Raw genomic sequence first — 20,189 nt, forward strand, 5'->3', positions numbered from 1 at the left:
GTCTAAAACATTGTTTTATAGTATGAAGATAATTGGAAAAAATAAAGCTATGTATGTCCCATTTTAGGAGTGAAAATAATGACTGAGGAAAAAATTTATGATGTGATCATAGCAGGAGCTGGCCCAGCCGGAATGACTGCTGCTGTATATACTTCACGTGCGAACCTTTCTACGCTTATGATAGAGCGTGGTGTACCGGGCGGACAAATGGCGAATACGGAGGATGTTGAAAACTATCCTGGTTACGAAAGCATTCTTGGGCCTGAACTTTCAACTAAAATGTTTGAGCATGCCAAAAAGTTCGGTGCTGAGTATGCCTATGGCGATATTAAAGAAATCATCGACAATGGCGACTATAAAACAGTTGTTGCAGGCTCTAAACAATATAAAGCCTACTCTGTTATAATTTCTGCCGGTGCAGAGTATAAGAAAATCGGTGTACCAGGCGAAAAAGAACTGGGCGGCCGCGGTGTTTCTTATTGTGCAGTTTGTGACGGTGCTTTCTTTAAAGGAAAAGAACTCGTTGTTGTAGGCGGAGGAGACTCTGCAGTTGAGGAAGGTGTATACCTAACCCGTTTTGCCAGCAAGGTAACCATCGTTCACAGAAGGAATGAACTAAGAGCGCAAAAAATTCTCCAAGATCGCGCTTTTGCCAATGAAAAAATTGATTTTATCTGGAATCATACGGTGAAGGAGATCAATGGTGAGGGTAAAGTAGGGAGCGTTACATTAGTTTCAACAGACAATGGTGAGGAAACTGAATTCAAGGCAGACGGCATTTTCATTTATATTGGAATGATTCCACTATCCAAACCGTTTGAAAGCCTTGGAATAACTAACGAAAATGGTTATATTGAGACCAATGCCATTATGGAAACGAAGGTTCCTGGAATTTTTGCAGCCGGAGATATTCGTGAAAAGACACTTCGTCAAATTGTTACAGCAACAGGTGACGGCAGTATCGCGGCTCAAAGTGCTCAGCATTTCGTAGAAGAGCTTAAGGAAGAAATGAAAGCAAGACAGTAAATAACCAATTATTTCGTTTTTAGGATAAAAATTCACATAATCGTAAACGGCATTTAACTCTTCTGTAACAGAAGTGAAATATTGGTAGGGTATGATAAATATAGAAATTGACCCCCTTTTAAAAATATAATCCTTTTAAACACAGGTGCATAACCTGTGTTCTTTTTTTATTCCAAATTAGTGGTAAAAGTATCCTGCCCTTTTCGCTCAATATTCCTTTTCTGTTCATTGTGGCAGGTTGCCAAAAATAGTATAATGAAAAGAATCGATAGTCGGGACATTGAGGTGAAGAAAGGTGCAGCGAGTCACCAATTGTGTTTTAGTGAAGGATAATCAAGTACTGTTGCTTCAAAAACCGCGCCGTGGATGGTGGGTGGCGCCAGGAGGAAAAATGGAGCCGGGTGAATCTGTACGGGATTCCTGTATTAGGGAATACCGGGAAGAAACCGGCATATATTTAAAAAAACCTCAGCTAAAAGGCATTTTCACTTTTATCATGATGGAGAATGATCAGATCATATCGGAATGGATGATGTTTACTTTCATGGCTACAGATTCTGATGGAGTCATGCTGAAGGAATCAGCTGAAGGCAAGCTGGAATGGCACCCTGCTGAGCAGCTGCAGAACCTGCCCATGGCAGCCGGAGACTTTCACATCCTTGATTATATGATTCATGGAAACGGCATAATTTATGGCACGTTTACATATACGAAGAATTTTGAACTGATCAGCTATAGATTAGATCCTAGTTAATAAACAATTTTTATAGGGGGAATTGGAATGGGTACCGGAGCTGCCAACGATTTGCAAATGGTTATCATAACGGGTATGTCCGGCGCAGGAAAGACAGTTGCTATTCAAAGCTTTGAAGATTTGGGATTCTTTTGCGTTGATAATCTGCCGCCAACCCTGCTGCCGAAATTCCTTGAATTAATGAAGGAATCAGGAAACAAAATGAATAAAGTCGCACTCGTCATGGACTTAAGAGGCAGGGAGTTTTTTGATCATCTGTTCAAGGCTCTTGATGATTTGGCTGAGACCTCATGGGTCACACCGCAAATTTTGTTCCTTGATGCTGATGATGCCGCATTAGTGAGAAGGTATAAGGAAACGCGACGGTCTCATCCGCTTGCCCCATCTGGACTTCCGCTTGAAGGAATCAAGCTGGAGCGGGAACTTTTGGAAGAAATGAAGGGAAGGGCTCAGGTTATCTATAATACCTCAGCCATGAAACCTAAAGAACTGCGTGAAAAAATTATTAACCAATTTACTACAAACAGTAAAACGGTGTTTACAGTAAATGTGATGTCTTTTGGATTTAAGCACGGAATTCCCATAGATGCGGACCTTGTTTTCGATGTGCGCTTCTTGCCGAATCCTCATTATATAGATCATATGAGACCAAAAACAGGTATGGATGAAGAGGTTTCAAGTTATGTGCTGAAATGGAGCGAGACACAGAAGTTCCTTGAAAAAGTAACGGATCTTTTAAGCTTTATGCTGCCGCACTACAAACGCGAAGGTAAATCCCAGCTTGTAATTGCGATTGGATGTACAGGCGGACAGCACCGTTCTGTTACACTGGCTGAATACCTCGGGCACTATTTTCAAAAGGATTACCACACTCAAATAACCCATAGGGATATTGAGAAGAGGAAGGAAAAACAAAATGACTGACAGCGGACAGCCAAGAATCGTTATTATAGGCGGGGGTACCGGCCTTCCTGTTTTACTGAGGGGCTTGAAAAAGTATCCTGTTGATATAACAGCGATTGTAACCGTTGCTGACGATGGAGGAAGTTCAGGCAGGCTCCGGGATGAACTGCACATCCTGCCTCCTGGTGATATAAGGAATGTTCTTGCAGCTCTTTCCGATGTGGAGCCTTTGATTGAGGAAATGTTCCAGCATCGATTTAAAACTGCAAATGAACTTTCCGGCCACTCTCTTGGAAACCTGATTCTGGCAGCCATGACTTCCATTACAGGAAACTTTGTGCATGCCATTCAAGAAATGAGCAAAGTACTTAATGTACGGGGAAAGGTGCTTCCAGCTGCCAATCAAAATGTGGTGCTGCACGCCGAGCTGGAAGATGGAACAGTCGTTTCAGGTGAGTCGAAAATTCCTTTTTCGGGAAAAAGAATAAAAAAGGTCTTTTTAACTCCACAGGATATTCTGCCACTGCCTGAGACTCTGCAGGCAATCCAGCAGGCAGATCTTATCATTCTTGGCCCTGGGAGCCTTTATACAAGCATTCTGCCGAACCTATTGGTTCCTAGGATCGGTAAAGAGTTATGCGAGTCGAATGCTAAAAAAATATATATTTGCAACCTCATGACCCAGGCGGGAGAAACTCATGATTTTACAGCCAGTGACCATGTAAAAGCAATTTATGACCATATGGAGTGCCATTTTATTGATACAATTTTAGTTCATAACGAGGAAATCCCTCATGATATACAGTTAAGATACAATGAAGAACTGGCTAATCCTGTTGTCTACGATGTGCCTGAGTTAATTAATCTTGGGCTGGAAGTGGTACATGGTGATATTGCCATTCAGGAAAAAAGTGCTTTTAGACATGATCCGAAAAAAGTAGCTGAAATTTTATATTCATTGCTTTTGGATGAAACTAAAAAGAGATTTAACTCGTAAGTATAAATGTGTTAATGCAAACGTTTGTCTCTAAAAGGGGGTGAAGGCATGTCTTTTGCTTCGGAAACGAAAAAAGAACTGACCGGACTGGAATTAAAACAATGCTGCAGCGAATCAGAGCTTTCAGCGCTGATTCGGATGAATGGATCTCTTTCTTTTTCAAGCAGAAAGCTGGTTGTTGATATACAAACTGAAAATGCTGCGATTGCCCGAAGAATTTATACGCTGATTAAAAGAAATTATGAAGTTCGAGTGGAGCTTCTAGTTCGAAAAAAGATGCGTTTAAAGAAGAACAATGTATACATCGTTCGTTTAAACGAGAACGCCCGGGGTATATTGGAAGATTTGAAGATTCTAGGTGAGGGATTTGCCTTTGTCCATGATATCTCCCCAGAATTGATTAAAAAGAAATGCTGTAAGCGTTCTTATTTGCGCGGTGCTTTTCTTGCGGGAGGTTCCGTTAATAACCCTGAAACCTCGTCTTATCATCTGGAGATTTTTTCGCTTTATCAGGAGCATAATGAGTCCTTGTGTGAATTAATGAACTCATTTGGCTTGAACAGTAAAACTCTTGAACGCAAAAAAGGATATATTACGTACTTAAAAGAAGCTGAAAAAATTACTGATTTCTTAAACATCATCGGAGCCCATAATGCTTTGATGCGCTTTGAGGATGTCCGGATCGTCAGGGATATGCGCAATTCCGTTAATCGCCTGGTCAACTGTGAAACAGCTAATCTGAATAAAACAGTTGGAGCAGCATTAAGACAGGTGGAAAATATACGTTTTATCGACAAGACGGTAGGGCTTCATACTTTGCCTGATAAGTTAAGAGAAATCGCTGAGCTAAGGGTCAATTATCAGGATATTACCCTTAAAGAGCTTGGTGAAATGCTTGGTGGCGGAAACATTAGCAAATCAGGAATCAACCACCGCCTGCGCAAGATCGACGAGATTGCTGAAAAACTGAGGGCTGGCCAACCTGCTCATTTTAAATAAAAGGTTTTATGCCCGCAGACTTTTTAAAATTATAAAGAGAAAATCCAAGAGGAGGAAATATGTTATGTTGGTAAAAGAAGTGGAAGTAAAATTGAAAACGGGTCTTCAGGCTCGTCCGGCAGCATTGTTTGTCCAGGAAGCTAACCGTTTTTCATCTGATGTATTTCTTGAAAGAGAAGGAAAAAAAGTAAATGCAAAAAGTATTATGGGACTAATGAGCCTGGCAGTTGGCTCCGGTGCAGTCATCAGCATCATTACTGACGGCAGTGATGAAGAAGAAGCAATTTCAACACTGTCACAGTTTGTTGAAAAAGAAAATTAATAGTAGAAGGTCCGGCTGGCCGTCGGACCTTTTACATTGACAAAGATTTTTAAGAAAAGTATCAGGGGATTTTGTAGGAGTTCTTCATTCTTTGCAAAAAGCACTTTTCCTAAACTTTGTTATTTATTAAAGCAAAAATAGACTCGCTTTCCGCGGGCAATCCGCGAGCCTCCTCGGTCGTTAACGACCTGCGGGGTCTCGCCTGGCTTGCTTTTCCCGCAGGACGTTGAGATTGCATCGGTGATTGGTCACCGCACGAAGAAAATGCGAATGCATTTTCGAGGATCTCGCCTATTTTTGCTCACAGTTTCTTCAAATTGCAACAACCTCTTAGAAAATAGCCTTGTAAAAGTTCTTCATTTCTTTTATGAAGCACGATGCAACCTGTGGATGAGCCACCCTTTTCATTATAAAGACGGATTATTGAAACTCAGCTATTTTCAATAAAAAAGAGGTCATCCCGCAGGATAACCTCTCATTATTCTTATTTCTTTTCTTCTACGTTTGGATTGCGTGTTATGATATGGTCAACAAGACCGTATTCTTTAGCTCTGTCAGCAGTCATAAAGTTATCGCGTTCAGTATCTTTGGCGATTACTTCAAGTGACTGGCCAGTGCGCTCAGAAAGAATGGTGTTTAATTTTTCACGAAGGAAAAGGATACGCTTAGCAGCAATCTCGATTTCTGTTGCCTGTCCTTGTGCTCCGCCAAGTGGCTGGTGAATCATAACTTCAGCGTTTGGAAGGGAATAACGTTTTCCTTTTTCACCAGCGGCAAGAAGGAATGCACCCATGGATGCTGCCATACCAATACAAACTGTTGATACATGTGGTTTAATGTACTGCATAGTATCGTAGATCGCCATACCGGAAGTGATGCTGCCGCCAGGGCTGTTAATATAAAGTGTGATGTCCTTTTCAGGGTTTTCAGCTTCAAGGAATAGCAGCTGAGCAACAATAGAGTTGGAAACATTGTCATCAATGCCGCTTCCAAGCATAATAATACGGTCTTTTAAAAGGCGGGAATAAATATCATAAGCTCTTTCCCCCCTGTTGGTTTGTTCAATAACTGTAGGGATTAAATTCATTTTTTCTTCCTCCTTTAAACTGGAAATGCCTTACCTGCCCTATTGGCAGACTAGTTGGAAAAACTATGTATTGTTATCATACACTCATGGTCAATAAAGGTCAAACAATTAAACTCTTGGTAAAGACTGAATCGTTCGACACTATACTACCAACAAATATAACCTTAACCATCATACCCACCATTGCACATTTTAAACATATTCTGCACTTGCAAAGAAAAGAAACATGTCATATAATATGTAAGCGTGAGTTGGGCAGACGCCCATTCATAAATTGTATATTTGCCCTCGTGGTGCAACGGATAGCACGTAAGATTCCGGTTCTTGAGATGTGGGTTCGATTCCTGCCGAGGGCGTTTTTAGTATCCTATACAAAAAGAATAATGTTTATAAAACCCCTGATACGACTGCGTTTGCGGTCGTTTTTATTTTTGGCTGAATCCTAAAGAAAACGATAGTTTTAGAAATAATTTTGAATCTATTTTGCACGGTATATGTCTGCTGTTGTTTCATCTACATGGCGCGATTCTTTTTGCTCCATTTCATCTAAAACGTGAGAATACGTTTGTAAAGTTGTAATAATGTCTTTATGCCCCAAACTAATCCAGACCATTCTTTTGCCCACAGACAGGGTTCTAGACAACCCGATTATCATAGTTAGCAATTTTTCCTCTAGAGAAACCAAAACGTTCAGCAAGATCATATTGACTTAACCCTTTTTCTTTTCGAAGTCTTGCTATTCTCTCTGATAAATCCCAACCGAATGATAAGTTTCCTTTACTTCTTGTTCTATGGGGTTAATTGGTATTTCATATGTTGCTGCAAATTGCTCTGTGACTTTAAATGTTTCTATTACAAAAAGGGTAGCCTCATTCCAAGTATAGGGTAACCCGAATCTAGGATCATAAAGGTAGAGTTGGCAAAGATCATATGATACAGGACGCGATTATCTTTTTTTACTTAGGTAATGAGTTACTTTCGATATTCGAAAATGTCGGAAGGACAGGCTTGCCCGTCCCGGCACAAATTAAAAATGCTGTACAAATATTACAAGGGAAGGGGTAGTCAGTGAATTATCCTATAAAGCAAGATATTATCCCAGGTCTTCCAAAAAAGCCTTATCGTAAGGGAGCTGTTGCTTATGAAGGTGTTGTGGATCACTCCACGGCCACTCCTGAGGCCACGGATGAAAGAGAAGCCAGTTATTTTAAAGCTAATTGGAGGAATCGCAAGCATTCCCTCACTATGTAGTTGATTGGGATTCAATAACTCAGCTAGCCAGTATCGATAATCAGGCGTGGGCTGCTGGAAATGGAAACCCTAGATTCGTGCATATTGAACTGTGTGAGACAAAGGACAATGCTAAGTTTCAAGAATCCTATAAACGGTATGATTGGTTAACTGCTTATTTATTAAAGAAACGGAATCTAGGTGTTACGGATGGTGGAACATTGGTTTCTCACGCCTGGGTATAACTTGGGCGGTACTGAATGTTGCCCCTATTGGTTATTTAACCTATCATGGTGTCTCATGGACCCAGCATGTGGCCAATGTGAAAGCAGAGTATGAAGGACTATTTAATGCTGAAGCACAACAAAAGGAGGAAGACGATATGTTAGAAAAAGCAATTGTTATTAATAGATTTGCAGACTTCGGATTGGCTGAACCTTTGGCAGCTAGTTTAATGGTTCCTATCTATACAAGGGCAGCATTTCCAGCTGGGAAAGTCGCTAAAGAGGTTTATGTAGTGGGTGGATCTCTATCAGGCATTAAAGGGGATAAAGTGGTTCCTCTTACGGGTGTAGATCGTTATGAAGTAGCTGCTGCGGTTAAACATTTCTTGAAGCGAATTAAGCCCCTTGCCTGTAGTAGGATAGGGGCATTTTTTTTGGAAAATAAAAAAACGGGATAATTATTGGAAAAATTATTAAAATAAATGCAAAAACTTTACAATTTTCATGTGAATTGGTTTATACTTGTCCTATATAAAGCTATATAAAGCTATATAAAGCTATGTAAAGCTATGTAAAGCTATGAAAAGGAACATGTCTGAAAAAGTTAAGTTTTAAGCATGTTGTTTTTGGAAACACTTTTAATAAGTGTTTCTATTTTATCTAATTTTAGAATAGTATGGAGGAGAATTAAATGCCTCGGATTACAACTTTTATGTACTCGGAAGGGACGGCACATGAACCTGTTCCAAATGGTCAACGACTTCATATCGTTTCACCATTGATTGTTTTTACACCCGTTTTTGTTCCAGGTACAATGTCGTTTTCTGTTTCTGTTGGGATCCTAGATGTGGATTTAGAACGGGAGCACACATTACAAATTAAATTTTCAAGCTCGGAAATTAAAGATGCTCCATTGGTTGATACTGGCATTTTACCTATTCCTATAAATAATGATCCAAATGGACTTGAATTACCTCCTGAAATGAGAGGTATGATGTTAAACTTTGGATTCCAAAATGTTATTTTTAGAAAAGAGGGTATTTATCATACAGAAGTAATATTTGATGGAGAAAGCTTAGGTAAATATCCGATTCAGGTGAAAGGAAAGGAGAAATTAGCATGACAGTAATTCCTGTTAAAAATTTTCCTAATCCTTCAATTGATGTTTTTGCTAAAACAGCCGTGAAAGTTCTTAAAGCTGGAACAACTACTGGAGCCACTTTGGTCGCAAGTTATGGATTAATTAATGCTCCGAGTGCATCTCCTATTGTTGATCAAACAATAAGTAATTTGCAAACTCATTTTGAAGGTTTAATCAAGTTATCAAATGGAAGAGAAATTCTCCTTACCCCTTCTATTGAAAGCCCGAGACAGAATTATCATCATTCAAGTGCTTCTCGAATAGATTATAATGAGGCAAATGAAATTGCTGAAATTATGCTGTGGACGGATCCGTCAAGGGAGGCTATTGTATTGAAGGATAAATCTGCCATAGAATCGTTCAATAATGAATATAAGCTGGTCAAGGAATCTTCCTATGAATTTGAACCTAAATCAACTTTTAAATTTTCAGGTGAATTTAATATTGATAAGACAAAAGAACTGGATCTTTTTTATGATGAAGAAAATGTTATCCGGGGATATAGCTTATTCGACTTTGAGCCTGAAACAACTTTTAAGTTTAAATAAGGGGGCTCTAAAAGTTGGATGAGTATAAATGGTACAAGGAAGTTGATTTTGAAGATACTTTAAATAAAGGGAACATTGTAACCCAAGGAGATATTATTCGAAAATGTCCAATAGTGGTTCTTAAAGAGACAGAAACATATCCATTCTACACCACCGATGATGGTGCGGAAGTTCTAGCAATAGTTATGACCCAAGCTTGTGATTTAGAGAACAAAAAACCAAAAGTAAAAGAGATATCAGTTTGTCCGTTAGTTCCATTGAAAACTATTGTAGATGATATAGTTTCAAAAAGATTTAATGGAATGGAACCAGGAGTGGAATTAGATAAACGAAGAGCGGAAGTTGTTAATGAAATAAGACAAGGAAATTATTTAGATTTTCACTTATTGAATAAATATGAAAGTGAAAATAACCCTGAATTAAATCTCCTATACAATGTTGTTATGCTTCGAAGTGTTTATCATATTCCGGTGGGTTCGATTCAAAAAATAGTGCACTCGCGTGGGGGAAAAAGATTAAGATTGCTCCCTCCTTATCGAGAACATCTAGCACAATCCTATACTTTTAATTTTAATAGGATTGGTTTGCCAATTGATATTAAAGTTGATATGAAAGAATTATAGTTTTCCTTAATAAAAGGTTTTTTTAATAGAACTGTATCAAAAATATTGGTCAATGTATGACGGAAAAACCCCTGCTCAAACGAGAGGGGTATTTTTATGTTTACATCCAGAACGCTCGTTCGTAAAGTAGGATTAAATCAGCAGAATAGGCGGGTTAATATGAATAGATTAGATGAAGAGGGAGTAATCCAAAAAGAAAAAATGGTAAAGCGGGATAATGAAATTTTAGAAGCTATTAAAAAATTCTATTTAAAACATAAAAATTCACCTACTGTACACGAAATTTCGAAATGGGTGGGCATAAACTCAACGGCAACTGTTCTTCGTTATCTAAACCGGCTACAGAAACAGAGACGAATAGATTGGGAGGAAAGAACGCCAAGAACCATACATATACTTGAACAAAAAGAAAGCTCTGCATTTTAATTCAGGGCTTTTATTTTTCACGGGCCAGCAGGCATACTATCTATGGAAAAAAAGTGACCAAGAACACCTATCACTTTTATCCTCTGAAAACCCACGCTTCTGAGATCGGTTTCATATAAGAAGATGGAAGCAAAAATCAACAACCTATGGTATTTATGACGCTGGCGGGGGTGGAGGAGGCTCAAGTTCTTCCAGTTCATCTTCAAGCTCTGCAGCAAGTTCGGGATTCGGATCCGACTTACATGCTATTTACACTAAAAGTAAAACTATTGCTGGCATACTTGCTTTGTTACTAGGGGGATTAGGTTTACATAAGTTTTATTTAGGTAAATGGGGACAAGGGTTAATTTACTTACTTTTATGTTGGACCTATGTACCTTCTTTAGTTGGACTATTTGAAGGTATTAAATATTTAATCTCTAGTGAGGATGAATTTGCGAGAAAACATGATAAAGGGATATGATTAGTACCTTAGATGAAGAATAGTTTTTAAGTAAAACTCCTACTCTATAGTATGATAATTTTTTTTAATACCAATTTCTTACCATACACCAATCATCCCCTATAATGTAAAATAAGGAGTAGGAGGAATGAGAGATGAATTTAAATGCTGGATTATGGCAGCAGCAGACGTTAAAGCTAAATATGACCCAGGAACTTACCCAGGCCATTGCCCTGCTGCAATATACAGCGCAAGAGCTGACTGCTTTCCTGGAAAATAAAGCGCTTGAAAATCCTCTTCTTCAAATTGAGCCGGGGAATGTCCAGCCAATGGATCCGTTAAAGGACCGAAGCCGCCAAAAGCATAAGCGGTCTGTTAAGGGTGGCGATGATTGGATTGAAAATATCGCGGACAACTCTATAACTCTTGAAGAACAATTAATCTCCCAATTGAATTTAAAAAAGCATTCTAATGAACAGCTTAAAATAATACGTTATCTAATTCATAATCTCGATGTAAACGGTTACTTCTCCGGAAGTATAGATGAGGCGGCTGCTGCTCTTCAGGCGGAACGGGAAATGGTTGAAAGAAGTCTTTCCGTTTTGCAAGGCTTGGAACCCGCTGGTATTGCCGCTGACTGTCTTCAGAAATGCCTGCTGCTCCAATTGGAGAGGAACTGCCCTGAACATAAATTGGCGCACCAGGTCGTGTCAGATTTTTTCGTTCAGCTGGCGGAAAAAAAGTGGAAGGTTATAGCAAAGGAACTTGATATAACTCTTAAAGAGGTTCAGGATGTATTTGATCATATTCAATCACTGAATCCAAGGCCAGGCGGAGAGTTCCTTTATGAAAAAACATCCTTTGTTATTCCAGATGCTGTTATAGAGGTTGCAGAGGGAGAAATTATTGTCCGGACTCATGATGATCCGCTTCCTAAAATCAGCTTTAATGAGTCCTATTATAAACAGTTTTCCGATATAAAAGACCAGCAGGTTAGACGCTTTTTGCAGGATAAATTTCAGGATTATCAGTGGATTTTGAAAAGTATCGAGCAAAGAAGGGAAACCTTGATAAGGGTCGTTATGAAAATAGCTGAAAAGCAGCCGCTCTTTTTTCAGAAGGGGCCGCAGTACTTAAAACCGATGACCATGAAGGAAATAGCGGAGGAACTCAGCATCCACGAATCTACAGTGAGCCGGGCTGTCAGAGAAAAGTATGTTCAAACTCCTTCAGGAACGTTTGAACTAAAATCATTTTTTACCAGTACAATCCAGACAATTGATGAGGAAAGTATTTCTTCTGCTGCTGTTAAGAAAGCAATCTCACTTTTAATAGAGAAAGAGGATAAGCAAAAGCCTTTATCTGACCAGGATATTGCCGAACATCTAAAAAATGCCGAGGGAACGGTGGTATCGAGAAGAACCGTTGCGAAATACCGCGACCAGTTGGGCATACCATCCTCATCTAAAAGAAAAAGATATTAGGAAAAGCGGAGGCATCTGTTTAGCGACGTAAGGATACGATGAAAGGCTAAAAACGCCACGTCCTGTGGCAACGCCTTTCAGACCTGCTTCCTCGAAAAAGCTAAGCTTTTTCTTCGTGCGATGTCAAAGCTGTCGGAGCGTTCCTTGTCCTGCAGGCCTCCGCTTCGACTGAGATAAAGGAAACACGATTCAATGTTGACCTATCGTAGGGAGGAGTGGGATGGACACTAGTTGCACCAAGTATCACCTACGTTCATACTTGATGCAAGATAATCAAAGAAGTTGTCCATGATGAAAACTCGCTGGATGCTGTAGCTGGACAGTAAGAAGGGGGATACTATAGTGCCAGTAATTGATTTTTATACACGCAAGGGATGCCATCTTTGCGAGCATGCAAAGGAAGAATTAATCGGGCTGCAAAAGGAGTACTCTTTTTCAATAAATGAAATCGATATTGAAACAAGTGACGAATTAACGGAGAAGTATGGTTTGATGATTCCTGTCTTTTCCCTTGACGGGGAAGAGCTAGGATATGGGCACGTTAACGAGTTTGACATAAGTAAACGGTTGCAGAAAAAATAGGCAAACTTATTGGTTGAAATAGGTTTTCACTTCGGTTACAATGAAAAATGTGACCGGGGTGATTTTTTTTACAGCTGGTGGGACATAATTTGTCTATGCGGGACGTTTGTGGTCCATCTACATAACAAAGGAGCTAGCACAATGGATTCTATTTTCGATATCCAAAGAAAATTATTACCCGATCTCCTTCAAGTCATGCAAAAAAGGTACAACATTCTTCACAACATTGGTTTCATGCAGCCGGTTGGAAGAAGAAGTCTGGCTGCCGGTCTTGGTATTTCCGAGAGAATTCTTCGGAGTGAGGTTGATTTTTTAAAAGATCAAAACTTAATTTCAGCTAATAATATTGGAATGAGTTTAACCTCTGAAGGGAAAAATTTATTGGAAAGCCTTGAAAGCTTAATGCGTGAACTAAAGGGTATAGATGTACTGGAAAAAGAATTGATACTCACGCTTGGGATCCGCAATGTAGTTATCGTCCCGGGTGACAGTGACGATTCTCCGCTTGTTAAGTCCGAACTTGGCAAGGCCAGTGTGAATTGCATGAAGCTTCTTCTTGATGAGAAGAATATCATTGCTGTTACAGGCGGCTCCACCATGGCGTCAGTTGCAGAAATGCTTACCCCTGATTTCGGTAAGAAGGATATTCTTTTTGTTCCTGCACGTGGAGGTATTGGTGAAGATGTGCAAAATCAGGCGAATACCATTTGCTCAATTATGGCGGCTAATGCGAATGCCAAACATCGTGTATTTTATGTGCCCGACCAGGTTAGCAGGGATATTTATGAATCTTTTATCAAAGAACCCATCGTCCATGAGGTTCTAGGCCTGATCAAATCTGCTAGCATTGTTTTGCATGGTATTGGAGAAGCTATTCCAATGGCTGAACGCAGAAAAACCAATGCAGAGGATTTGGATAGGGTTAAATCGGGAAAAGCTGTTGGAGAAGCCTTTGGTTATTATTTTAATGAAAAAGGCGATATTGTTCATAAAGTCCTAACTATAGGCCTGCAGTTAGATGATTTAAGCCGCATACCAAATGTCATCGCTGTTGCAGGGGGCAAATCAAAGTCCAAGGCAATTCAGGCTTACATGAAGCAGGCACCTTCTTCAACCATTTTGATAACGGATGAAGGAGCAGCAAGACAGTTATTAAAAGGTTAAATCCTTTTTATATAAAAAATTAATCCTTATCCAATTTAAAGGAGGAAATTAATTATGACAGTTAAAGTTGGTATTAACGGATTTGGACGTATCGGACGTGTAGTTTTCCGTGCGGCTCTTAGAAATCCTAACGTTGAAGTAGTAGCAGTAAATGACCTTACAGATGCAAACATGCTTGCACACCTTTTAAAATACGATTCCGTACACGGAACTCTTCAGGAAGATGTTAAAGTTGATGGCGACTACCTAGTAGTTGGCGGACATAAAGTAAAAGTTGTTGCTGAACGTGACCCAGCTCAGCTTCCTTGGGGCGAGCTAGGTGTAGAAGTAGTTGTAGAATCTACTGGCCGTTTCACAAAGCGTGCTGATGCAGCTAAACACCTTGAAGCAGGCGCTAAAAAAGTTATCATTTCTGCTCCAGCTTCTGACGAAGATATCACAATCGTTATGGGCGTTAATGAAGACAAATACGATGCAGCTAGCCACAATGTAATTTCTAACGCATCTTGTACAACAAACTGCTTGGCTCCATTTGCAAAAGTATTAAACGACAAATTCGGAATCAAGCGCGGTATGATGACTACCATTCACTCATACACAAACGACCAGCAAATTCTTGACCTTCCGCACAAAGACTACCGTCGTGCTCGTGCAGCTGCGGAAAACATTATTCCTACAACTACTGGAGCTGCTAAAGCAGTATCCCTTGTATTGCCTGAATTAAAAGGTAAATTAAACGGCGGAGCAATGCGTGTTCCAACTCCAAACGTTTCTTTAGTTGACCTTGTTGCTGACCTTGAAAAAGAAGTAACTGTTGAAGATATCAACAATGCTTTAAAAGAAGCTGCAGAAGGTGACTTAAAAGGAATCCTTGGTTACAGCGAAGAGCCGCTTGTTTCCGGCGACTACAATGGCAACACTAATTCTTCTACTATCGATGCCCTTTCTACAATGGTTATGGAAGGCAACATGGTAAAAGTAATTTCTTGGTACGATAACGAAACTGGTTACTCTAACCGCGTTGTTGACCTTATCGACTACATCGCTGGTAAAGGTCTTTAATTATTAAGCCTTCCCCTGTGGATATTATTGGATATCCTTTAGTGGAACGTCTATAATAATGAAAGTGAAATGGATTGAAGCTTTTCAAAGGGGAGCGGGGAGGATTCCCCTCTCCCTTTTACTATTTTTTCGCCGTCAATTTTCGCCAAACTTTTGAAAGGTGACTCTGCCCGATTCACTTTTCTATTTAGGAGGTCCATTCGATGAACAAAAAGACATTAAAAGATGTAGATGTTAAGGGAAAACGCGTATTTTGCCGTGTAGACTTTAACGTTCCAATGCAGGATGGAAAAATAACTGACGAAACACGGATACGTGCAGCGTTGCCAACCATTAACTATTTAGTGGAACAAGGTGCAAAAGTTATTCTTGCGAGCCACTTTGGCCGTCCAAAAGGAAAAGTGGTTGAAGAAATGCGTTTAACTCCAATTGCTGATCGTCTTAGAGAGATTCTTGGAAAGAATGTTCAAAAAACGGATGAGGCCTACGGAGATTCTGTTAAACAAAAGATTGAAGCAATGAGCGAAGGCGATGTGCTTTTACTTGAAAACGTTCGTTTTTATCCTGGTGAGGAGAAAAACGATCCTGAGTTAGCAAAGGAATTCGCTGCACTAGCTGATGTATATGTAAATGATGCATTCGGAGCTGCTCACAGAGCGCACGCTTCCACAGAAGGAATTGCTCACCATCTTCCTGCTGTTGCCGGCTTCCTGATGGAAAAAGAACTTGAGGTATTGGGAAAAGCTCTATCCAACCCTGAACGCCCTTTCACAGCTATCATTGGCGGTGCAAAGGTAAAAGATAAGATTGGTGTTATTGATAATCTTTTAGAAAAGGTTGATAACCTGATTATTGGCGGAGGATTAGCTTATACCTTCGTTAAAGCCCAAGGCAATGAAGTTGGGAAGTCTTTGCTTGAAGAAGATAAGATTGACCTTGCTAATTCCTTTATTGCAAAAGCAAAAGAAAAAGGTGTTAACTTCTATATGCCAATCGATGCAATTGTTGCTGATGATTTTTCACCTGATGCTAATACTAAAGAGGTTTCTATCGATTCAATCCCTTCAGACTGGGAAGCGCTCGATATCGGTCCAAAAACAGCGGAGCTTTACATGGATGTTATTAAAAAGTCCAAGCTAGTTATATGGAACGGACCAATGGGCGTTTTCGAATTCGATAAATTTGCTCAGGGTACTAAAGCTGTAGCAGAAGCACTTGCTGAATCCAAAGATACATATTCTGTGATCGGCGGAGGAGATTCTGCAGCAGCAGTTGAGAAGTTCAACCTGGCTGAACAAATGAGCCATATTTCTACTGGCGGCGGTGCTTCGCTTGAATTTATGGAAGGTAAGGAACTTCCAGGCGTTGTCGCTTTAAATGATAAGTAATTTAAGACTTTTCGATACGAAAGGACGTGCAAGAAATGCGAAAACCTATTATCGCAGGCAACTGGAAAATGCACAAAACTCTTTCCGAAGCTAAAAGCTTTGCTGAAGAAGTAACCGGCCTCGTTCCTTCAAAGAACGAAATTGAGTCTGTTATTTGTGCCCCAGCATTATTTTTACCAAGTCTTGTTGAAACAACAAAGGACCATGATGTTGAAATTGGCGCTCAAAATATGCATTTTGAAGAAAAGGGAGCTTTTACAGGTGAAACCAGCCCTGCAGCTCTAGCTGATCTAGGCGTTAAATATGTTATTCTTGGACACTCTGAAAGACGTGAAATGTTCAACGAAACCGATGAAACAGTTAACAAAAAGACTCTTGCTGCTTTTAAATATAATTTGACTCCAATCGTTTGCTGTGGTGAAACTTTGGAACAGCGTGAAAACGGTGAAACTAATGAGCTAGTTGGAAACCAGGTTAAAAAAGCGCTTGAAGGTTTAACCGAAGAACAGGTAAAACAAACTGTCATTGCATACGAACCAATTTGGGCAATCGGAACAGGAAAATCATCTAGTGCTCAGGATGCCAACGAAGTTTGTGCTCATATCCGTAAGGTAGTTGCAGAGCAATTTTCACAGGATGCTGCAGATGCCGTTCGTATTCAGTACGGTGGAAGTGTAAAACCTGCAAATATTAAAGAATATATGGGCCAGCCTGATATCGATGGAGCATTAGTCGGAGGAGCAAGCCTTGAAGTCCAGTCATTCTTGCAATTATTGGAGGCAGGAAAGTATGAGTAAATCTCCAGTAGCTCTGATCATCCTGGATGGTTTCGGATGCAGGAGCGAAACAAAAGGGAATGCCGTTTCCCACGCAAACAAACCAAACTTTGATCGTTACTGGAACAGCTATCCGCACTCTCATTTGACTGCAAGCGGTGAAGCAGTAGGACTTCCTGAAGGACAGATGGGGAATTCTGAGGTTGGCCACTTAAACATTGGTGCCGGCCGGATTGTTTATCAAAGCTTAACCAGAGTTAACGTTTCGATTCGCGAAGGGGAATTTCAAAAAAATGAAACCTTCCTTGGAGCAATTGATCATGTGAAGAAAAATGGAACAAGCCTGCATTTATTTGGACTTTTGTCAGATGGCGGTGTTCACAGCCATATTAATCATATGTTTGCTTTGCTGAAGCTTGCTGCATCTGAAGGCGTTGAAAAAGTTTATATCCACGCTTTCCTTGATGGCCGTGATGTTGGACCGCAAACAGCTGAAACATATATTAAGCAGACGCTGGACAAAATGAAGGAGTATGGGGTTGGGCAATTTGCCACCATTTCCGGACGGTATTACAGCATGGATAGAGATAAGCGCTGGGAACGTGTTGAAAAGTCCTATCGTGCCATGGTTTATGGTGAAGGACCTTCCTATTCAAGTGCAGAAGAAGTGGTCGAGGATTCATACCAAAACGGGATCTTTGATGAGTTCGTACTGCCTTCAGTCATTACTGATGACCAAGGTGAGCCGGTTGCCACTATTCAGGACAATGATGCTGTTATTTTTTATAATTTCCGTCCTGACCGTGCTATTCAGATATCCAATACGTTTACAAATCAAGATTTCCGTTCATTTGACCGCGGCCCAAAACATCCAAAGGACCTTTACTTTGTGTGTTTAACACATTTTAGTGAATCAGTTGATGGATATGTTGCTTTCAAGCCATCAAACTTGGATAATACGCTTGGTGAAGTGCTATCTCAAAATAACTTAACACAGTTGAGAATTGCGGAGACTGAAAAGTATCCTCACGTTACATTCTTTATGAGCGGTGGACGTGAACAAGAATTCCCTGGGGAAGAAAGAATCCTAATCAATTCACCAAAGGTTGCAACTTATGACCTCCAGCCTGAGATGAGCGCTTATGAAGTAACAGATGCCCTTCTAAAGGAAATCGAGGCTGACAAATTTGATGCGATCCTTTTAAACTTTGCTAACCCTGACATGGTAGGCCACTCCGGTATGCTTGAGCCAACTATTAAAGCTATTGAAGCAGTGGATGAGTGCTTAGGCCGGGTTGTAGATGCTATCCTTGCAAAAGGGGGAGCGGCTATTATTACAGCCGACCACGGTAATGCAGATGAAGTGGTAACACTTGAAGGCCAGCCAATGACTGCACATACAACCAATCCTGTACCTGTCATTGTGACAAAAAATGGGGTTGAGGTTCGTGAAGGCGGCATCCTGGGCGACCTGGCTCCAACTATGTTAGACTTACTTGGAGTTCAGCAGCCTGCTGAAATGACGGGAAAGTCGATTATTAAATAATTAAGGAGGGGCTATGCTAGTCCCCTCAATCAAAATTACACTCTAAGGAGAGATACAAATGCCATTTATCGTTGATGTATATGCTCGTGAAGTATTAGATTCCCGAGGAAACCCTACAATTGAAGTTGAAGTATTTACTGAATCAGGCGCTTTTGGACGCGCAATGGTGCCAAGCGGTGCTTCTACTGGTGAATATGAAGCAGTAGAACTTCGTGACGGAGACAAAGGCCGTTTTCTTGGAAAAGGCGTTCAAAAAGCAGTGGATAATGTAAATGAAATTATTGCTCCTCATTTGGTTGGAGAAGAGTTCAGTGTTCTTGACCAGGTTGGAATTGACACAGCATTAATCGCACTTGACGGAACAGAAAACAAAGGTAAATTGGGTGCAAACGCAATTCTTGGTGTTTCCCTTGCGGCTGCTCACGCTGCTGCAAACTACCTTGATATTCCTTTATATCAATACCTTGGCGGATTTAATGCTAAGCAGCTTCCAGTTCCAATGATGAACATCGTTAATGGCGGCGAGCATGCTGACAACAACGTTGATATTCAGGAATTTATGATCATGCCTGTTGGAGCTCCAAACTTTAAAGAAGCTCTTCGCATGGGTGCTGAAATTTTCCATAACTTAAAATCAGTTCTAAAAGAAAAAGGCTTAAATACAGCTGTAGGTGACGAGGGTGGATTTGCTCCAAACCTTGGATCTAACGAAGAAGCATTACAAACCATTGTTTCTGCAATTGAAAAAGCAGGCTTCAAGCCAGGTGAAGAAGTTATGCTTGCTATGGATGCTGCATCTTCTGAGTTCTATAACAAAGAAGACGGCAAATACCATTTAGCAGGGGAAGGCGTTGTGAAAACATCTGCTGAAATGGTTGACTGGTATGAAGAGCTTGCTTCTAAATACCCTATCATCTCAATCGAAGACGGCTTAGATGAAAATGACTGGGAAGGCCACAAGCTATTAACTGAGCGCCTTGGCAAAAAAGTTCAGCTTGTTGGTGACGACTTATTCGTTACAAACACTAAAAAGCTTGCTGAAGGTATTGCAAATGGCATTGGAAACTCTATCCTAATCAAAGTTAACCAAATCGGTACATTAACAGAAACTTTTGATGCGATTGAAATGGCGAAGCGCGCAGGCTACACAGCGGTTGTCTCTCACCGTTCGGGTGAAACAGAAGATACTACAATCGCTGACATTGCTGTTGCTACAAATGCTGGCCAAATCAAAACTGGTGCTCCATCACGTACTGACCGTGTGGCAAAATACAACCAATTACTTCGTATCGAAGATCAATTAGGTGAAACAGCTCAGTTCAACGGAATTAAATCTTTCTACAATCTAAAAAAATAAGACTCAATATACAAAAAAGGTGCGCATTGACTGATCCATACCCCGAATAACGGACACGATTAAAAAAGTGCCCCTTATTCGGGGTTTTTGTGTTCCTCAGAAAAAATC

General features: G+C 40.3%; 25 protein-coding genes, 1 tRNA gene and 1 pseudogene. 24 read left to right on the forward strand and 3 right to left on the reverse strand.

The window, feature by feature from the left end; genetic code table 11:
* Positions 1-78 precede the first annotated feature (78 nt).
* From trxB to AC3WR0_RS05485, 6 genes are all read left to right on the forward strand, one after another.
* Entirely contained in the window at positions 79-1,026 is a 948-nt protein-coding gene (gene trxB / locus AC3WR0_RS05460) for a thioredoxin-disulfide reductase (RefSeq protein WP_492551354.1), read from the forward strand.
* A gap of 295 nt (positions 1,027-1,321) precedes the next feature.
* The gene (locus tag AC3WR0_RS05465; RefSeq protein WP_027320690.1) at positions 1,322-1,780 is read left to right on the forward strand and encodes an 8-oxo-dGTP diphosphatase; all 459 of its coding nucleotides are present in this window, start codon (positions 1,322-1,324) and stop codon (positions 1,778-1,780) included.
* Positions 1,781-1,807: 27 nt separating this feature from the next.
* Positions 1,808-2,704 carry an RNase adapter RapZ gene (gene rapZ / locus AC3WR0_RS05470; protein WP_492551355.1) on the forward strand — a complete coding sequence of 299 codons (897 nt, stop codon included), beginning with the start codon at positions 1,808-1,810 and terminating at the stop codon, positions 2,702-2,704.
* Positions 2,697-3,680, forward strand: a complete 984-nt coding sequence (locus AC3WR0_RS05475; RefSeq protein WP_492551356.1) for a gluconeogenesis factor YvcK family protein — start codon at positions 2,697-2,699, stop codon at positions 3,678-3,680. Before rapZ ends, AC3WR0_RS05475 begins: the two co-directional genes overlap by 8 nt.
* 48 nt (positions 3,681-3,728) lie before the next feature.
* Positions 3,729-4,679, forward strand: a complete 951-nt coding sequence (gene whiA, locus AC3WR0_RS05480) for a DNA-binding protein WhiA (protein WP_492551357.1) — start codon at positions 3,729-3,731, stop codon at positions 4,677-4,679.
* A 64-nt stretch (positions 4,680-4,743) separates the two neighbouring features.
* Positions 4,744-5,001: an HPr family phosphocarrier protein gene (locus AC3WR0_RS05485; RefSeq protein ID WP_492551358.1), complete on the forward strand. Its 258-nt coding sequence runs from the start codon at positions 4,744-4,746 to the stop codon at positions 4,999-5,001.
* 484 nt (positions 5,002-5,485) lie between these two features.
* On the opposite strand, the gene clpP is transcribed toward AC3WR0_RS05485, so the two are convergent.
* Positions 5,486-6,115, reverse strand: coding sequence for an ATP-dependent Clp endopeptidase proteolytic subunit ClpP (clpP, locus tag AC3WR0_RS05490; protein WP_492551378.1), 630 nt, complete (start codon positions 6,113-6,115; stop codon positions 5,486-5,488).
* 257 nt (positions 6,116-6,372) lie between these two features.
* On the opposite strand from clpP, the gene AC3WR0_RS05495 reads away from it, so the two are divergent.
* Positions 6,373-6,444: transfer RNA gene (locus AC3WR0_RS05495), tRNA-Arg, on the forward strand.
* Positions 6,445-6,566: 122 nt separating this feature from the next.
* Here AC3WR0_RS05495 and AC3WR0_RS05500 read toward each other — a convergent pair.
* Together AC3WR0_RS05500 and AC3WR0_RS05505 are read right to left on the reverse strand one after the other, a co-directional pair.
* Positions 6,567-6,686 (reverse strand): annotated as a pseudogene (locus AC3WR0_RS05500) (site-specific integrase); the annotation flags it as partial.
* A 37-nt stretch (positions 6,687-6,723) separates the two neighbouring features.
* The gene (locus AC3WR0_RS05505) at positions 6,724-6,828 is read right to left on the reverse strand and encodes a helix-turn-helix domain-containing protein (RefSeq protein ID WP_492551379.1); all 105 of its coding nucleotides are present in this window, start codon (positions 6,826-6,828) and stop codon (positions 6,724-6,726) included.
* Between the two features lie 190 nt (positions 6,829-7,018).
* Between AC3WR0_RS05505 and AC3WR0_RS05510 the strand changes: the two genes are divergently transcribed.
* The 17 genes from AC3WR0_RS05510 to eno all read left to right on the forward strand — a co-directional run bounded on the left by AC3WR0_RS05510 (position 7,019) and on the right by eno (position 20,081).
* Positions 7,019-7,153, forward strand: a complete 135-nt coding sequence (locus AC3WR0_RS05510) for a phage holin family protein (protein ID WP_492551359.1) — start codon at positions 7,019-7,021, stop codon at positions 7,151-7,153.
* Between the two features lie 3 nt (positions 7,154-7,156).
* The gene (locus tag AC3WR0_RS05515) at positions 7,157-7,339 is read left to right on the forward strand and encodes a hypothetical protein (protein WP_492551360.1); all 183 of its coding nucleotides are present in this window, start codon (positions 7,157-7,159) and stop codon (positions 7,337-7,339) included.
* Positions 7,306-7,563, forward strand: a complete 258-nt coding sequence (locus AC3WR0_RS05520; protein ID WP_492551361.1) for an N-acetylmuramoyl-L-alanine amidase — start codon at positions 7,306-7,308, stop codon at positions 7,561-7,563. Before AC3WR0_RS05515 ends, AC3WR0_RS05520 begins: the two co-directional genes overlap by 34 nt.
* The gene (locus tag AC3WR0_RS05525) at positions 7,482-8,000 is read left to right on the forward strand and encodes a hypothetical protein (protein WP_492551381.1); all 519 of its coding nucleotides are present in this window, start codon (positions 7,482-7,484) and stop codon (positions 7,998-8,000) included. The genes AC3WR0_RS05520 and AC3WR0_RS05525 overlap by 82 nt, the downstream gene beginning before the upstream one ends.
* Positions 8,001-8,233: 233 nt before the next feature.
* The gene (locus tag AC3WR0_RS05530; protein WP_492551362.1) at positions 8,234-8,665 is read left to right on the forward strand and encodes a DUF6941 family protein; all 432 of its coding nucleotides are present in this window, start codon (positions 8,234-8,236) and stop codon (positions 8,663-8,665) included.
* Entirely contained in the window at positions 8,662-9,231 is a 570-nt protein-coding gene (locus tag AC3WR0_RS05535) for a hypothetical protein (protein WP_492551363.1), read from the forward strand. Before AC3WR0_RS05530 ends, AC3WR0_RS05535 begins: the two co-directional genes overlap by 4 nt.
* Positions 9,232-9,245: 14 nt before the next feature.
* Positions 9,246-9,854, forward strand: coding sequence for a hypothetical protein (locus AC3WR0_RS05540; protein WP_492551364.1), 609 nt, complete (start codon positions 9,246-9,248; stop codon positions 9,852-9,854).
* Between the two features lie 96 nt (positions 9,855-9,950).
* Positions 9,951-10,280 carry a LexA family protein gene (locus AC3WR0_RS05545; RefSeq protein WP_492551365.1) on the forward strand — a complete coding sequence of 110 codons (330 nt, stop codon included), beginning with the start codon at positions 9,951-9,953 and terminating at the stop codon, positions 10,278-10,280.
* 268 nt (positions 10,281-10,548) lie between these two features.
* Positions 10,549-10,743 carry a TM2 domain-containing protein gene (locus AC3WR0_RS05550; RefSeq protein ID WP_492551380.1) on the forward strand — a complete coding sequence of 65 codons (195 nt, stop codon included), beginning with the start codon at positions 10,549-10,551 and terminating at the stop codon, positions 10,741-10,743.
* Between the two features lie 134 nt (positions 10,744-10,877).
* Positions 10,878-12,206, forward strand: a complete 1,329-nt coding sequence (rpoN, locus tag AC3WR0_RS05555) for an RNA polymerase factor sigma-54 (RefSeq protein ID WP_492551366.1) — start codon at positions 10,878-10,880, stop codon at positions 12,204-12,206.
* 342 nt (positions 12,207-12,548) lie between these two features.
* Complete coding sequence (locus AC3WR0_RS05560; RefSeq protein ID WP_492551367.1) at positions 12,549-12,788, forward strand: glutaredoxin family protein; 240 nt, start codon at positions 12,549-12,551, stop codon at positions 12,786-12,788.
* Positions 12,789-12,929: 141 nt separating this feature from the next.
* Complete coding sequence (locus AC3WR0_RS05565) at positions 12,930-13,952, forward strand: sugar-binding transcriptional regulator (protein WP_492551368.1); 1,023 nt, start codon at positions 12,930-12,932, stop codon at positions 13,950-13,952.
* A 54-nt stretch (positions 13,953-14,006) separates the two neighbouring features.
* On the forward strand, positions 14,007-15,014 hold the full coding sequence (gene gap, locus AC3WR0_RS05570; RefSeq protein WP_492551369.1) for a type I glyceraldehyde-3-phosphate dehydrogenase: 1,008 nt from the start codon (positions 14,007-14,009) through the stop codon (positions 15,012-15,014).
* Positions 15,015-15,217: 203 nt separating this feature from the next.
* On the forward strand, positions 15,218-16,402 hold the full coding sequence (locus tag AC3WR0_RS05575) for a phosphoglycerate kinase (RefSeq protein ID WP_492551370.1): 1,185 nt from the start codon (positions 15,218-15,220) through the stop codon (positions 16,400-16,402).
* A 35-nt stretch (positions 16,403-16,437) separates the two neighbouring features.
* Positions 16,438-17,199 carry a triose-phosphate isomerase gene (gene tpiA, locus AC3WR0_RS05580; protein WP_492551371.1) on the forward strand — a complete coding sequence of 254 codons (762 nt, stop codon included), beginning with the start codon at positions 16,438-16,440 and terminating at the stop codon, positions 17,197-17,199.
* Positions 17,192-18,724, forward strand: a complete 1,533-nt coding sequence (gene gpmI, locus AC3WR0_RS05585; RefSeq protein ID WP_492551372.1) for a 2,3-bisphosphoglycerate-independent phosphoglycerate mutase — start codon at positions 17,192-17,194, stop codon at positions 18,722-18,724. The genes tpiA and gpmI overlap by 8 nt, the downstream gene beginning before the upstream one ends.
* A gap of 58 nt (positions 18,725-18,782) precedes the next feature.
* Positions 18,783-20,081 carry a phosphopyruvate hydratase gene (gene eno, locus AC3WR0_RS05590; protein WP_492551373.1) on the forward strand — a complete coding sequence of 433 codons (1,299 nt, stop codon included), beginning with the start codon at positions 18,783-18,785 and terminating at the stop codon, positions 20,079-20,081.
* Positions 20,082-20,189: the final 108 nt, after the last annotated feature.

This window comes from Neobacillus sp. FW104-15D2 (assembly GCF_058790155.1).